13 protein-coding genes and 1 riboswitch are annotated in these 13,714 nt (G+C 59.2%); of the genes, 11 read left to right on the forward strand and 2 right to left on the reverse strand.

Going from position 1 to position 13,714, the window contains the following annotated elements; all coding sequences use genetic code 11:
• Positions 1–2 precede the first annotated feature (2 nt).
• The 8 genes from ybeY to ACR0NA_RS14265 all read left to right on the forward strand — a co-directional run bounded on the left by ybeY (position 3) and on the right by ACR0NA_RS14265 (position 8,448).
• Positions 3–497, forward strand: coding sequence for an rRNA maturation RNase YbeY (ybeY, locus tag ACR0NA_RS14230; protein ID WP_480729844.1), 495 nt, complete (start codon positions 3–5; stop codon positions 495–497).
• 36 nt (positions 498–533) lie between these two features.
• Positions 534–1,421, forward strand: coding sequence for a hemolysin family protein (locus tag ACR0NA_RS14235; protein WP_480729847.1), 888 nt, complete (start codon positions 534–536; stop codon positions 1,419–1,421).
• Complete coding sequence (gene lnt, locus ACR0NA_RS14240) at positions 1,418–2,923, forward strand: apolipoprotein N-acyltransferase (protein WP_480729849.1); 1,506 nt, start codon at positions 1,418–1,420, stop codon at positions 2,921–2,923. The genes ACR0NA_RS14235 and lnt overlap by 4 nt, the downstream gene beginning before the upstream one ends.
• A 42-nt stretch (positions 2,924–2,965) precedes the next feature.
• Positions 2,966–3,015, forward strand: a riboswitch (SAM-SAH riboswitch).
• A 6-nt stretch (positions 3,016–3,021) separates the two neighbouring features.
• On the forward strand, positions 3,022–4,203 hold the full coding sequence (gene metK / locus ACR0NA_RS14245; RefSeq protein WP_170654167.1) for a methionine adenosyltransferase: 1,182 nt from the start codon (positions 3,022–3,024) through the stop codon (positions 4,201–4,203).
• Positions 4,204–4,348: 145 nt separating this feature from the next.
• Positions 4,349–5,062 carry a tRNA (guanosine(46)-N7)-methyltransferase TrmB gene (gene trmB / locus ACR0NA_RS14250; RefSeq protein ID WP_480729851.1) on the forward strand — a complete coding sequence of 238 codons (714 nt, stop codon included), beginning with the start codon at positions 4,349–4,351 and terminating at the stop codon, positions 5,060–5,062.
• Positions 5,063–5,152: 90 nt separating this feature from the next.
• A complete protein-coding gene (locus tag ACR0NA_RS14255) occupies positions 5,153–6,226 on the forward strand; it encodes an amidohydrolase family protein (RefSeq protein ID WP_170654163.1) in 1,074 nt (357 codons plus the stop codon).
• Positions 6,227–6,322: 96 nt separating this feature from the next.
• Positions 6,323–7,669 carry a 3-phosphoshikimate 1-carboxyvinyltransferase gene (gene aroA / locus ACR0NA_RS14260; protein WP_480729854.1) on the forward strand — a complete coding sequence of 449 codons (1,347 nt, stop codon included), beginning with the start codon at positions 6,323–6,325 and terminating at the stop codon, positions 7,667–7,669.
• A 161-nt stretch (positions 7,670–7,830) separates the two neighbouring features.
• Positions 7,831–8,448, forward strand: coding sequence for a (d)CMP kinase (locus ACR0NA_RS14265; protein WP_480729857.1), 618 nt, complete (start codon positions 7,831–7,833; stop codon positions 8,446–8,448).
• Positions 8,449–8,497: 49 nt separating this feature from the next.
• On the opposite strand, the gene ACR0NA_RS14270 is transcribed toward ACR0NA_RS14265, so the two are convergent.
• Positions 8,498–8,977 (reverse strand): YHS domain-containing (seleno)protein, encoded by a 480-nt coding sequence (locus tag ACR0NA_RS14270; RefSeq protein WP_480729859.1) that lies wholly within the window; start codon positions 8,975–8,977, stop codon positions 8,498–8,500.
• 219 nt (positions 8,978–9,196) lie between these two features.
• Here ACR0NA_RS14270 and ACR0NA_RS14275 point away from each other — a divergent pair, with 219 nt between their 5' ends.
• Complete coding sequence (locus tag ACR0NA_RS14275) at positions 9,197–9,712, forward strand: hypothetical protein (RefSeq protein ID WP_480729862.1); 516 nt, start codon at positions 9,197–9,199, stop codon at positions 9,710–9,712.
• Between the two features lies 1 nt (position 9,713).
• On the opposite strand, the gene ACR0NA_RS14280 is transcribed toward ACR0NA_RS14275, so the two are convergent.
• A complete protein-coding gene (locus tag ACR0NA_RS14280) occupies positions 9,714–11,189 on the reverse strand; it encodes a sulfatase family protein (RefSeq protein WP_480729864.1) in 1,476 nt (491 codons plus the stop codon).
• A 294-nt stretch (positions 11,190–11,483) separates the two neighbouring features.
• On the opposite strand from ACR0NA_RS14280, the gene rpsA reads away from it, so the two are divergent.
• Positions 11,484–13,160: a 30S ribosomal protein S1 gene (gene rpsA / locus ACR0NA_RS14285; RefSeq protein ID WP_170654152.1), complete on the forward strand. Its 1,677-nt coding sequence runs from the start codon at positions 11,484–11,486 to the stop codon at positions 13,158–13,160.
• 269 nt (positions 13,161–13,429) lie between these two features.
• Positions 13,430–13,714, forward strand: a complete 285-nt coding sequence (gene ihfB / locus ACR0NA_RS14290) for an integration host factor subunit beta (RefSeq protein WP_170654150.1) — start codon at positions 13,430–13,432, stop codon at positions 13,712–13,714.

Raw genomic sequence — 13,714 nt, forward strand, 5'->3', positions numbered from 1 at the left:
TGATGAACCTGGAAATGACAGTTGAGGACGCCCGCTGGCGGGACCTTGAGCCGTTGGCGCGCATTGCTGCTAAGGCGACCCTCGAGCATTGCGGTCTTGATCCGGATTTGTGCGAGGTCAGCCTGCTGGCCTGTGACGATGCCCGCATTTCCGAACTGAACGCCGAATTTCGCGGAAAGCCTGCGCCGACAAATGTTCTGAGTTGGCCTGCCGAGGATCTGGCGCCTGCCGGGGCAGGGGATATTCCGCCTGTTCCGCAGCCCGATTTCACGGGGGAAATTGCGCTGGGCGACATCGCGATTTCTTACGATACCTGCGCTCGCGAGGCCGAAAATGAGGGTAAATCCGTAAACGATCACGTCACTCATCTGATTGTGCACGGCGTTCTGCATCTTTTGGGGTATGATCACATTCGTGACCCTGACGCCACTTTGATGGAACGCGTCGAGGTCGAAATACTTGGCAAGATGGGTATCGATGACCCATATAATGGGTAATTGGGGTCATCCGACCCGATCATTTGGAACAGGAAAATGGGCGAAACAGACGGCAGTTCTATGGCGGCGCATGGCGCGCAACCCCGGAACGACGATACCCAACCCGAAGAGAGAAGCGGACTTTTTTCCCGTATTCTGGACGCGTTCTCTTCTCATGATGACAACGAAACTGCCCCGGAAAACGGGCAAGAGGTCTTGGCCGCGCAGCCGCGCGGGATGATCAACCTGCGCCGAATGCGGGTCGAGGACGTGGCAATTCCGACGGCCGAGATCATCTCGGTTCCGGCGACAACTGCGAAAGAAGAACTGGCGCAGGTGTTTCGTGACAGTGGCATGTCCCGTATCCCGGTCTATGAGGGTACGCTGGATACTCCGCTTGGATTTGTGCATCTCAAGGATTTTGCGTTGACCCACGGCTTTAACGGTGAGTCGGCGGAATTCGATCTCAGATCCATGCTGAGAACCTTGCTGTTTGTACCACCGTCCATGCCGATCGGTGTTCTGCTGACCAAGATGCAGACCGAGCGGCGCCATATGGCCCTTGTGATCGACGAATATGGCGGCGTTGACGGTCTGGTGACGATCGAAGACCTGATTGAACAGGTCGTGGGCGAAATTGCCGACGAACATGACGCGGATGAAGACAAGCTGTGGATCAAGGACAAACCCGGTTGCTACACGGTTCAGGCCCGCGTGCCGCTTGAGGATTTCGAGGCCGAGATCGGGCAATCGCTGACGAGTCACGAGGATGTGGACGAGGAAGAGATAGATACGCTGGGTGGCCTGGTCTTCATGTTGTCCGGGCGTGTGCCCGCACGCGGAGAGGTCGTGATCCACCCCGAAGGCCCTGAATTCGAGGTTATCGACGCCGATCCCCGCCGCATCAAGCGCCTGCGAGTGATGTTGCCGGGCGTGACTGCATGAACCCTGCCTCGCGCTGGCCATTCTGGCTGCGACTCATACTGGCGGTCCTGCTGGGCAGTGTCGCGGCTTTCGGATTAGCTCCATTTGGTTTCTGGCCTGCAACGTTGTTGTCTTTGGTCGCGTTGCCTGTTCTGTTTCTGTCCTGTGAAACCAAAAAGCGGGCGGCCTGGCTGGGATGGCTGTTTGCCACCGGGTATTTCGGCCATGCGTTGATCTGGATCGTCGAGCCTTTTTTGGTGGACGCTGAGCGCCACGCCTGGATGGCCCCGTTTGCGCTGATCTTCATGGCAGGCGGAATGGCATTGTTCTGGGCTCCGGCCTTCTGGTTTGCGCGGCGACCCGATGCGACCTCTGTCGAACAGGGCCTGTTGCTTGCCCTGTTTCTGTCATTGGGCGAGGTTGCCCGCGGATACCTGTTCACCGGTTTCCCGTGGGCAGGTGTTGCGCAGACCTGGGTGGATACGCCGGTTGCACAGATGCTGTCGCTGATTGGTCCCTACGGTCTGGGCGCCCTGACATTCGCCCTCACACTGCCACTGGGCGCCGCCTTGTCTTCAGGCCGGGTGGACCGGGCCCTGCTGTGGTCGGTTGTGGCGGCCGTTGGTTTCGCGGTTACGGCACTGGGATATGGGCTGACCCGCTCCGCCGCAGAGCTCTCGGGCGATGTTGTCCGGCTGGTGCAGCCGAACGCTCCGCAGCATCAGAAATGGGACCCACAATACGCACCCCTGTTTTTCAATCGCCAGATCGACTTTACCTCCGCTGGTCCGCGTCCGGATTTGATCGTCTGGCCGGAAACCGCGATTCCGGTCTGGCTGGAAAATGCCGAGCATGTTCTTGACGCCATCGCGCAGGCTGCGCAGGGCGTTCCGGTTATCCTCGGCGCGCAGCGCAGCGAGGGTGCCCGTATCTATAACTCGATGGTGTATCTGGACGAAACCGGCCAGCAGGCCGGGTTGTACGACAAGCACCATTTGGTTCCTTTTGGTGAGTATGTGCCTTTGGGGAACCTCATGTCACGAATTGGCATTCACGGATTTGCCACGACCGCAGGGCAGGGGTTCAGCGCCGGGCCGGGGGCGTCCGTGCTGAACCTTGGCGGGCTGGGTTTGGCCCTACCGCTTATCTGCTATGAGGCAGTATTCACTCAGGACGTCCTGTCAGCGCCTGAACGCCCGGCGTTCCTGCTGCAGATCACCAATGATGCATGGTTTGGCACTCGATCCGGGCCATATCAGCATCTGGCGCAGGCTCAGATGCGGGCGATCGAACACGGGGTGCCGATGTTGCGGTCTGCAAATACCGGTGTTTCCGCCGTCATCGATCCGCTTGGACGCATCACCGGTTCGCTGGCCTTGGGTGAGGCCGGTTACATCGATGCCGAAATACCTCGGCCTTTGCCCCCGACATTTTATAGCCGTTTGGGCGACGGTCCTGTCTTTTTCGCGTTATTGGGGCTGGTTGCGTTACTTTTGCGCAGCGTTCGCCGGGGTAAGCGGTAATTTCCAATTGACCCCCGGTGTCCCTGCGCGTATCCCGATCTTCGCCTGTCACAACGGCTTCCTGGCGTGGTGGGCTTGACCCTAATGGAGCACTTTTTATGTCCCGTCAGAATTATACTTTCACTTCGGAGTCCGTTTCCGAAGGGCACCCCGACAAGGTCTGCGACCGGATTTCGGACGCCGTGCTTGATGCATTCCTGAACGAAGAACCCGAAGCGCGCGTCGCGTGCGAGACTTTCGCAACGACTGATCGCGTGGTGATCGGGGGCGAGGTTGGTCTGTCGGATCAGGACAAACTGCACGACTATATGGGGCGCATCGATGAAATCGCACGCGCCTGTGTCAAGGATATCGGCTACGAGCAGGACAAGTTTCACCACCAAACCGTCGAGGTGACGAACCTGCTGCACGAACAGTCGGCCCATATTGCCCAGGGTGTGGATGCATCCGACGACAAGGACGAGGGTGCGGGCGATCAGGGTATTATGTTCGGCTACGCTACGACCGAAACCCCTGCACTGATGCCTGCTCCGATCCAGTATTCGCACGCAATCCTGCGCCGTCTGGCCGAAGTGCGCAAAAACGGGACCGAACCGGCACTGGGTCCGGATGCGAAATCGCAGCTGTCCGTCGTTTATCGCGATGGCAAGCCTGTTGGCGTCAGCTCGGTTGTTCTGTCGACACAGCATCTGGACGAGACGCTGAGCTCGGATGACATCCGCCAGATCGTTGAACCCTATATTCGCGAAACCCTGCCCGAGGGCTGGCTGAACGGCGAAACAGAATGGCATGTGAACCCGACCGGCAAGTTCGTCATCGGCGGACCGGACGGGGATGCGGGCCTGACGGGTCGCAAGATCATCGTGGATACCTATGGCGGTGCCGCGCCGCATGGCGGCGGTGCGTTTTCGGGCAAGGATCCGACCAAGGTCGACCGCTCGGCGGCTTACGCCGCCCGCTATCTGGCCAAGAATGTGGTTGCGGCCGGTATGGCCGAACGCTGCACCATTCAGCTGAGCTATGCCATTGGCGTCTCGAAGCCTCTGTCCATTTATGCGGATACTCACGGTACCGGTCAGGTGTCGGATGCCGAGATCGAAAAAGCCGTAGGTCAGGTCATGGACCTCACACCACGCGGCATCCGCAAGCATCTCGAGCTGAACAAGCCGATCTACCAGCGCACGGCAGCCTATGGTCACTTTGGCCGTGAGCCCGATGCTGATGGCGGTTTTAGCTGGGAACGCACCGATCTCGCTGACGCCCTGAAACGGGCCGTCTAACAAAAAAGGGGGTTCGGCGCATCCTACAGGCTGCGCCCCCTCCTCTTACCTTGATATTTCTCTGGGATGTGGGGGCTGGCCCCCACGTCCATCTGCCGGACGGCCCCTCTTGCAACAAGCAAGCCTCCGCAGTATGGCCACCGCCATGAGCACCGAGACCCCGCAACGCCCCCGCCGAAACTTCTATGGCCGCTTCAAGGGAAAAACCCTGAAGCCCAGTCAAAAGACGTATCTGAGCGAAGACCTCGCGGCACTGTCACCTGGCGCCGTGGACTGGGAGAGCAACCCTCAGCGCACGCCCATTGATCTGGACGGGCTGTTTGGCGGCAAACCAGTCTGGCTGGAAATTGGCTTTGGCGGCGGCGAGCATCTTGTGCATCAGGCTGGGCAAAACCCGGATATCGGCATCATCGGAGCCGAACCTTTCATCAACGGTGTTGCGATGCTGCTGGGTAAAATCCGCCGTGCAGGCGTCGATAACCTTGCTGTACACCCGGGGGACGCCCGCGATCTGTTCGATGTGCTGCCCGAAAAAAGTATCTCGCGCGCTTTTCTGCTCTATCCCGATCCCTGGCCCAAGAAACGCCACCATCGCCGTCGTTTCGTCACGCCTGAACATCTGGAACCGCTGGCGCGTGTCCTGAAACCAGGATCGATCTTTCGCGTGGCAACGGACATCCCCGACTATGTGAGGCAAACGCTGGAGGAGGTGCCGCGCGCCGGTTTCGAATGGCTGGCCGAAGGCCCCGCCGACTGGCGCGAGCCATGGGATGACTGGATATCGACCCGTTACGAACAAAAGGCCCTGCGCGAGGGGCGGGTGCCGCACTATTTGACGTTCCGCCGGACAGGCGACTAATTCGCATCGCGATCCCGCAAGACCTGTGAGCTGTGTTAGAATGAGGTGCAGATTGCACTTCCCTTTCCAGACGTTCTTTCAGGAATTGCCATGTCCGACTTTCAGATTACCAATTGCCATACGCACCTGTTTCACGGGCAGCACGTGCCCGAGGACTATCCCTATCCGGCCCTGAAGCCGTTCAAACGAATGCCCTGGATCATAAAAGTGCTGGCGTTTGGCGCACGCATGATCGGGCAACATCCGGTCGCCGACAAACTTGACCGGCTGTATCGTTTTCAAAAGGAAACGGCGGCAGACAGTCAGCGATCCATTCTGGACAACATGCGACGCCATTATCCCGACAGCACCCGCTTCGTCGTTCTGCCGATGGAACTGTCCGCTTTTGGATTTGGCGCGCCAGCCGTTTCATTGCGCGCCCAACATGATGAACTGGCCGAGCTTGCGCGGAATCCCGAAGTTGGCAGATCGGTCATCCCGTTCGCGACGATTGACCCGCGCGCGGACCCGCAGGCAACGGAGCTATGGCGCGCGATAGACACGCTTGGCTTTCGCGGCGTAAAGATCTATCCGCGTCTGGGATTTGCACCGGATGATCCGGTGTTGATGGAACGTGTCTACCCGAAGATGGAGCGCAACGGACTGCCGCTGATGACCCATTGTTCGCGTGGCGGGGTTCAGGGGCGGGACCTGTCGGATCACTGGGCAGATCGATATACCGAACCCGAGGCCTATATCCCGGTCATGCGCGCATTTCCCGGGTTGAGGATATGTCTTGCGCATTTCGGTGGGCAGCGCGACTGGGAGGCATACGTCAATCCGGAACGGAATGATCCGCTTGATGATGCTTACAGCCGAAACTGGCAGGTGGCGATCCGCCGTATGATTGGCAGTGGCGACTATCCGGGCTTATGGACCGATATTTCCTATACCCTGTTTCAGTTCGAAGATTTCGTGCCCTTCCTGCGTATTTTCCTGATGGGAGAGGACGAAGAAGGCGCGCGCCTGCGATCACGGGTTCTGTTTGGTTCAGACTATTACATGACCCGACAGGAAAAGCTGTCCGAGCGGTCCGTGTGTTTCCGCCTGAGGAACGCACTGGGTGAAGAAGTGTTCCGCCAGATCGCGGAAGAAAACCCCGCCAGATGGCTGGGCGAGACCTGAGAACAAGAGCCAAAGCAACGCGACCTAGTATTGCCGCTGGACGCTGCGGCGCCAATTCGCTAATCGGCAGTGACTGATAGCGCAAAAGGAGCCCCCATGTCCGGACACGGCACGCCCATCCCGATGACGTCTCATCCCTGCGGCCCGCTGACAGGAACGGCTGAGGTTCCGGGCGACAAATCGATCTCGCACCGGTCGCTGATCCTTGGGGCAATGGCGGTAGGTGAGACGAAGATTTCCGGTTTGCTGGAAGGCGAGGATGTTCTGGATACCGCCAAGGCGATGCGTGCCCTTGGGGCCGAGGTGGTCGATCACGGGGGCGGAAACTGGGCGGTTCACGGCGTTGGCGTTGGTGGATTTGCCGAACCCGATCAGGTGATCGATTGCGGTAATTCCGGCACCGGTGTGCGACTGATCATGGGCGCGATGGCCACATCTGCGATCTCGGCAACGTTTACCGGGGATGCCAGCCTGAACAAGCGGCCGATGGCGCGCGTTACCGATCCGCTGGCATTGTTCGGAACAAAATCGGTCGGGCGTTCCGGTGGGCGTTTGCCGATGACTATCGTGGGCGCAGCCGATCCAGTCCCGGTGCGCTATGAGGTGCCGGTTCCTTCGGCGCAGGTGAAATCCGCAGTGTTGCTGGCAGGGCTGAATGCGCCGGGCAAAACGGTCGTGATCGAACAGGAGGCGACCCGCGATCACTCCGAACGGATGCTGGCCGGATTTGGTGCCGAAATCACGGTCGAAGATACGGATGAGGGGCGCGTGATCACCCTGACCGGGCGGCCTGAGCTGAAACCGCAGGTCATTGCGGTTCCGCGCGATCCGTCCAGCGCGGCCTTTCCTGTTTGTGCCGCTCTGATCACGCCGGGTTCGGACGTACTGGTGCCGGGGATCGGGTTGAACCCAACCCGCGCGGGTCTGTTCACCACCCTGCGGGAAATGGGGGCCGACCTGAGCTATGAAAATGAGCGCGAAGAAGGTGGCGAGCCGGTTGCCGACCTGCGCGCCCGTTACTCGCCGGACATGAAGGGGATCACCGTTCCGCCCGAGCGTGCGGCGTCAATGATTGACGAATACCCCGTCCTGTCGGTTGTTGCGGCCAATGCCACGGGCACCACGATGATGGGCGGCGTCAAGGAATTGCGCGTCAAGGAAAGCGACCGCATCGATGCCATGGCGCGTGGATTGCGCGCCAACGGCGTCACGGTTGAAGAAGGTGACGACTGGTGGACCGTCGAGGGGCTGGGCATCGGTGGCGTTCCCGGCGGCGGCACCTGCGAAAGTTATCTGGACCATCGCATTGCCATGTCTTTCATGGTGATGGGCATGGGCGCGCAAAGCTCTGTTTCGGTGGATGACGGCGGCCCGATTGCCACGTCCTTTCCGATCTTCGAACCGCTGATGGGCGGGCTTGGGGCCAAATTGGCACGCGGCTGATCTGGTCAGCTGCGGTCCGTTTTCGGGACATTGCGGTTCCAAGTGAAACTCGGTTTCTGACTGTGAAGCGGAGTGGGCTTCGCAGAGCAAGGCGCATTTCAGGTTCCTTTTTTGGGTTCCTGTTGCTAAGGCCGTGGGGTACAGATTTTCCGGAGAAGATGATGAGTTTCACCGTAGCCATCGATGGCCCCGCCGCCGCCGGAAAGGGGACGATCTCGAAAGCGGTTGCCGCGCACTTCGGGTTTGCCCATCTGGATACGGGCTTGCTGTATCGCGCCGTTGGACGCCGGGTGCTGAACGGCGAAGACCCGGTTGCGGCAGCTCAGGCGTTGACGGCGGAAGAACTGGATCAGGGTGATTTACGCACGGCTGATGTGGCGCAGGCTGCATCGAAGGTTGCGGTGAATACCGAGGTCCGCACCGCTTTGGTGAATTTTCAGCGCTACTTTGCCCGGCGTGACGGCGGTGCGGTGTTGGATGGCCGGGATATCGGGACGGTTATCTGCCCGCAAGCTGAAGTAAAGCTGTATGTCACTGCCAGCCCCGAAGTGCGCGCCGAACGTCGCTTTCTTGAACTCAGCGCCAAAGGTGAGGATGTCACGCGTGATGGCGTCCTTGCAGACGTGCGCGAAAGGGATGAGCGTGATGCGGGCCGCAGCGCAGCGCCCATGAAACCCGCCGAGGATGCGGTTTTGCTTGATACATCGAATTTGTCGGTGGAAGAGGCTTTGGATCGTGCCATCGCTCAGGTCCGGTCAAAACTGCCCGCGAAGACATAAGCGACGCGGGCAGAGTTGCAGGCAGGATGGCCCGCCAGATCAGACCGGGTTACAGTTCGCCGACCGCAATGCTGCGGATTTTCGACCATTGACCATCTGCGATTTGGGTCGTGCCACTCACGTCTTCCAGAAACTTGGCGCGAGTCGCCGCATTCAGGAACAGGAACAGCTTTCCGTCGGCGACGACATACTGATCGGGATCGCCGTCAAACTTTTTGCCCACAGAAACTCCATAAGAGCAAAAACCACCGTGCTGCGGCAGATAGGCAGCCGGATTGGCCACAAATGCGTCGTGGTTTTCTTCGGTGGTAAAGTAATAGGACGCGCCGTCATAGGTGGCTGAGTGAGTTGCAAAGCCCTCGACCGGGTTGCCGTCATTGACCAGCGCCACAAGGTCGACCCCATGCGCGGCCAGCGGCGCGCCCCCCGCTGAGATGCCGTTTGAAACATTGACTTCGTCCGCGGCAAAGGCGGGCGCCGCGGCCAGAGGCAAAGCGGCAATCAGGGCGGTCAGAACAAGGGATTTCATCGGTTTTTCCTTCCTTTTTTGGATCAGTTTCCGCGCCGTTTCCGGCCGGTGTTGAATAGGTAGGAACAGAGGTTTGAACGCGTTATCGCAGAGAGGCCGCAAAACATTGCAGATCGTTCGGAAATTCGGGGTGGTACCAAAATTCCGTTCACCAAGCTTTGTTTGGCCAGTGTCCGGATCGCCCCCTATGGTTGACGTGAAAACCGCAGGAGTACCGTGATGATCCGACTTGTTGTTGCCTTGATCCTTTTTGCCGGCAGCCTGTCCGCTCAGGAGGCGGAACCGCCCATGACATATGAGCGGCTGGGTAAGATCATCTTTGTCCTCGACCCTGATGCGCAGCCCCGTGGCCCGGGTTTCGAACTGACCGTGTCGGACGTTCCTGTTCTGGTCATCACCGATCCGACAGCCGACCGAATGCGCGCAATGGTTCCGATCCGCAGCGCGCAGGAGCTGTCCTCTGAGGATATGCGCCGAATGATGCAGGCCAATTTCGACAGCGCGCTGGATTCGCGCTATGCCATCGCGAACGACACGCTGTGGGCCGTTTTCATCCACCCGCTGTCGCCCCTGGAAAAGGATCAGTTCATCTCGGGCGTCGCGCAGACCGTGAACGTGGCCAAGACCTATGGCACGCTTTACACCGGCGGCGCGGCGCAGTTTGGCGGTGGCGACAGCAACAACCTGCAGCGCGCCCTGATCGACGAGTTGCTGAAAAAGGGCGAGGAACTGTGATCTAAAGCGGCGAGCCCTCGCGCATCTTATTCTGTTCGGATGGCGTCGGCGTGTGGTTGAAGACAAACGCCGTGCGGCAGGCCTCTTCCCCTCCCAGTTCTTCGATCTTTTTACGCTGATCGGCAAAGGCGCGGGCATTGACCTGTTCGGGGTCGCATATTTCGCGCAAACGCCGTTCGCCCTCGGCCAGTGCCGCGCTGATCCGGGGGTCGTTCACACCTTCGATGGCGCGGTTGACCTGTTCGTGCGGGTCGGCATCCAGATCGAATAGTTGCGGCGGATGGCCGACATAGTGGACATATTTCCAGTTTCCCCACCGGACCATGAAGCTGCCAGTTTTGGAGCCGCCATCGTGATACTCGCTGAACCCCGTTCTGTCCGGGTCGTCGGGTGCGTTGGCGATGGTTCTCAATGACTGGCCCGGCTGACCTGCATTGCCTGCGTCCTCGGCCACGCCACACACATCGCGAGCGGTGGCGGCAATATCCGTCAGGTTGGTGCAGGTGGTAACCCGATAGCCTTCGGGGAGACCGGGACCGGCAGCGATCATCGGTACGCCCGCGCTGGCCTCGTACATTACCTGTTTGGTCCAGAAACCCTGATCACCCATCATGTCCCCGTGGTCCGAGACATAGATAACCACGGTATTTTCAGCCTGCCCGCTGGCCTCGAGGGCGCGCAACACCCGACCGACGCAATCGTCCATCAATGACGTCAGGCCATAATACGCGGCCTTGGCCTCGCGCATTTTCTGTTCGTCGAAATAGTCGTCATAGTTGAAGAACTCGGCGATGTTTTTAAGTTCCTCATGATCGGGCAGTCCCTGCCCATAACCAACCGGCAGGTCCATGTTGGCAGGATCATAAAGCGCGTACCATTCTTCGGGGCAAGTCAGCGGGTAATGCGGGCTGACCAGCGAGACAAAGGCGGCCCAGGGCTGTTCGGTCCGCTTGGGGTCGGCCAGCCATTCTTCGGTTGCCTGCGTGATATCGAGGTCATAGTCGGTATAGGTACTGGAGCCCACACCGACATCTCCGGCCAGTTCCGCCGCCGAATCATATTCCGGTGGGTTTTCCCGCAGCAACCCGATGGCCCAGCCGACGCCACCAACCACATGCATCGGCAGGATTTCTTGGCTGAATCCATTGTCATCCTCGGTGGTCCGGAAATGCAGCTTGCCGATGGACACTACTTCGCGCCCGGCGTCGCGCAACTGGCGCATCCAGCTGCGTGGCTCCCCTGAATAAGGTGTGGCGCTGTCCCAGTGACCGGTCTTGTGGACCCAGTCGCCAGTTGCCAAAGCCGCGCGGGTGGGAACGCACATGGGCGAAGGGGTATAGGCGGCGTCGAACATGGTGCCACGTTTGGCCAGCGCGTCCAGATTCGGCGTTTTCACGATTGGATGCCCCGCGCATCCCATGGCGTCCTTGCGGTGTTCGTCTGAAATGATGACCAGAAAGTTCAGTTTGTCCGACATGCGCCGCTCCTGTGCAGTTCACGACAGTCCTAGCAGACAAGACCGCATGTTGAGCGACCGCTTGCGACATTCCTTGCGTTTATCGCGCGGGGCTTGCGGCGACCCGGTGAACTGGGTATAGAGCGCGCGTCGACAAGGCGATTTGAGCCATAAAAGAAAGAGACGAGCAGGGTCGGACAAGAACCGGCCCTCTTTGTTTTGTGGCGAAAAAGTCAGATTGCCTGACCAATCCTTAAGACCGGCGGAGACAACCGCTCGGCCAGAAAAAACGTATGTAAAGGAAAACAACGCCACATGGCTAACGCATCCATGGAGGAATTCGAAGCCCTCCTGAATGAAAGCTTCGAAATGGACACACCCGAAGAGGGTTCTGTTGTCAAAGGCAAGGTTCTGGCGATCGAAGCCGGCCAGGCCATCATCGACGTAGGCTACAAAATGGAAGGCCGCGTTGATCTGAAAGAATTCGCAAATCCCGGCGAAGCCCCTGAAATCGCTGTTGGTGACGAGGTCGAAGTTTACCTGCGCGCCGCAGAAAACGCCCGTGGCGAAGCCGTCATCTCGCGCGAGATGGCCCGCCGTGAAGAGGCATGGGACCGTCTGGAAAAAGCATATGCCGACGACCAGCGCGTCGAAGGTGCAATCTTTGGTCGCGTCAAAGGTGGCTTCACCGTCGATCTGGGTGGCGCAGTTGCGTTCCTGCCCGGTTCGCAGGTTGACGTTCGCCCCGTGCGCGACGCTGGCCCGCTGATGGGTCTGAAGCAGCCGTTCCAGATTCTGAAAATGGACCGCCGCCGCGGCAACATCGTTGTTTCCCGCCGCGCAATCCTGGAAGAATCGCGTGCCGAACAGCGTGCCGAAGTCATCGGCAACCTGTCCGAAGGTCAGACCGTCGAGGGTGTCGTCAAGAACATCACCGAATACGGTGCATTTGTTGACCTGGGCGGCGTTGACGGCCTGTTGCACGTCACCGACATGGCATGGCGCCGTGTGAACCACCCGTCCGAGATCCTGACGATCGGCGAGACCATCAACGTTCAGGTCATCAAGATCAACAAGGAAACCCACCGCATCAGCCTGGGCATGAAGCAGCTGCAGGACGATCCGTGGGATCTGGTCGGCGCCAAGTACCCGCTGGGTTCGGTGCACAAGGGTCGCGTCACCAACATCACCGACTACGGTGCGTTCGTCGAGCTGGAAGCCGGTGTCGAAGGACTGGTGCACGTGTCCGAGATGTCCTGGACCAAGAAAAACGTCCACCCCGGCAAGATCGTTTCGACCAGCCAGGAAGTCGACGTCATGGTTCTGGAAATCGACGGCGCCAAGCGCCGCGTATCCCTGGGCCTGAAGCAGACTCAGCGCAACCCGTGGGAAGTGTTTGCAGAAACACACCCCGAGGGCACCGAGGTCGAAGGCGAAGTCAAGAACATCACCGAATTCGGTCTGTTCATCGGCCTCGAAGGCGACATCGACGGCATGGTTCACCTCAGCGACCTGTCCTGGGACGAGCGTGGCGAGGATGCTATCCAGAACTACCGCAAAGGCGACATGGTTTCGGCCGTCGTCTCGGAAGTTGACGTCGAGAAAGAGCGTATCTCGCTGTCGATCAAAGCCCTGGGCGGTGACAAGTTCGCCGAAGCCGTGGGCGGCGTGAAGCGTGGTTCGATCGTGACCGTCGAAGTGACCGCAATCGAAGATGGCGGCATCGAGGTGGAATACGAAGGCATGAAATCCTTCATCCGCCGTTCGGACCTGAGCCGCGACCGTGCCGAACAGCGCCCCGAGCGTTTCTCGGTCGGTGACAAGATCGATGTTCGCGTCACCAACGTCGACAGCAAGACCCGCCGTCTGGGTCTGTCGATCAAGGCGCGCGAAATCGCCGAAGAGAAAGAGGCCGTGGAACAGTACGGTTCTTCCGACTCGGGCGCGTCGCTGGGCGATATCCTTGGTGCAGCGCTGAAATCCGGCGACTAAGCCGACACGCCATCAAGGTGCAGAATTACGGCCCCGTGCGATTGCACGGGGCCGTTTTTGTTGCGAATCAATAAGTTCCAAATTTGAGGGCAAATTCCCCTATTGCGTGTGCAATTGGCTCTGAAACGCGGGTTGAACCTAAAAAATCTTCTGTATTGCCGAAAAATGGACCCAAAGCACACAGAGTTTACGTTCCCCCGATCCGGGTTTTTTTCTATACTACCAGAGCAGTAGACGACACGAACCGGTGGCCTGGGAGGGAAGAGCGCATGATCCGTTCAGAATTGATTCAGAAAATCGCCGATGAGAATCCGCATCTTTATCAGCGCGATGTCGAGCGGATCGTGAATACCGTGTTCGAAGAGGTGACCGATGCTATGGCACGGGGTGACCGGGTCGAGCTACGCGGTTTCGGGGCATTTTCGGTCAAACAGCGTGACGCGCGGATTGGTCGCAATCCCAGAACCGGCGAAACAGTGCAAGTAGAAGAAAAGCATGTGCCGTTTTTCAAGACCGGCAAATTGCTCAGGGATCGTTTAAACGGAAAAGCCTGA

It is taken from the genome of Ruegeria sp. C11, from assembly GCF_056537725.1.

What these genes read in the sequence shown, in the direction of transcription:
- rpsA (WP_170654152.1), top strand. Translation starts at nt 11,484, where the DNA reads ATGGCTAACGCATCCATGGAGGAATTCGAAGCCCTCCTGAATGAAAGC.
- ybeY (WP_480729844.1), top strand. Translation starts at nt 3, where the DNA reads ATGAACCTGGAAATGACAGTTGAGGACGCCCGCTGGCGGGACCTTGAG.
- ACR0NA_RS14255 (WP_170654163.1), top strand. Translation starts at nt 5,153, where the DNA reads ATGTCCGACTTTCAGATTACCAATTGCCATACGCACCTGTTTCACGGG.
- ACR0NA_RS14265 (WP_480729857.1), top strand. Translation starts at nt 7,831, where the DNA reads ATGAGTTTCACCGTAGCCATCGATGGCCCCGCCGCCGCCGGAAAGGGG.
- ACR0NA_RS14235 (WP_480729847.1), top strand. Translation starts at nt 534, where the DNA reads ATGGGCGAAACAGACGGCAGTTCTATGGCGGCGCATGGCGCGCAACCC.
- ihfB (WP_170654150.1), top strand. Translation starts at nt 13,430, where the DNA reads ATGATCCGTTCAGAATTGATTCAGAAAATCGCCGATGAGAATCCGCAT.
- ACR0NA_RS14270 (WP_480729859.1), bottom strand. Translation starts at nt 8,977, where the DNA reads ATGAAATCCCTTGTTCTGACCGCCCTGATTGCCGCTTTGCCTCTGGCC.
- ACR0NA_RS14275 (WP_480729862.1), top strand. Translation starts at nt 9,197, where the DNA reads ATGATCCGACTTGTTGTTGCCTTGATCCTTTTTGCCGGCAGCCTGTCC.
- metK (WP_170654167.1), top strand. Translation starts at nt 3,022, where the DNA reads ATGTCCCGTCAGAATTATACTTTCACTTCGGAGTCCGTTTCCGAAGGG.
- lnt (WP_480729849.1), top strand. Translation starts at nt 1,418, where the DNA reads ATGAACCCTGCCTCGCGCTGGCCATTCTGGCTGCGACTCATACTGGCG.
- aroA (WP_480729854.1), top strand. Translation starts at nt 6,323, where the DNA reads ATGTCCGGACACGGCACGCCCATCCCGATGACGTCTCATCCCTGCGGC.
- trmB (WP_480729851.1), top strand. Translation starts at nt 4,349, where the DNA reads ATGAGCACCGAGACCCCGCAACGCCCCCGCCGAAACTTCTATGGCCGC.
- ACR0NA_RS14280 (WP_480729864.1), bottom strand. Translation starts at nt 11,189, where the DNA reads ATGTCGGACAAACTGAACTTTCTGGTCATCATTTCAGACGAACACCGC.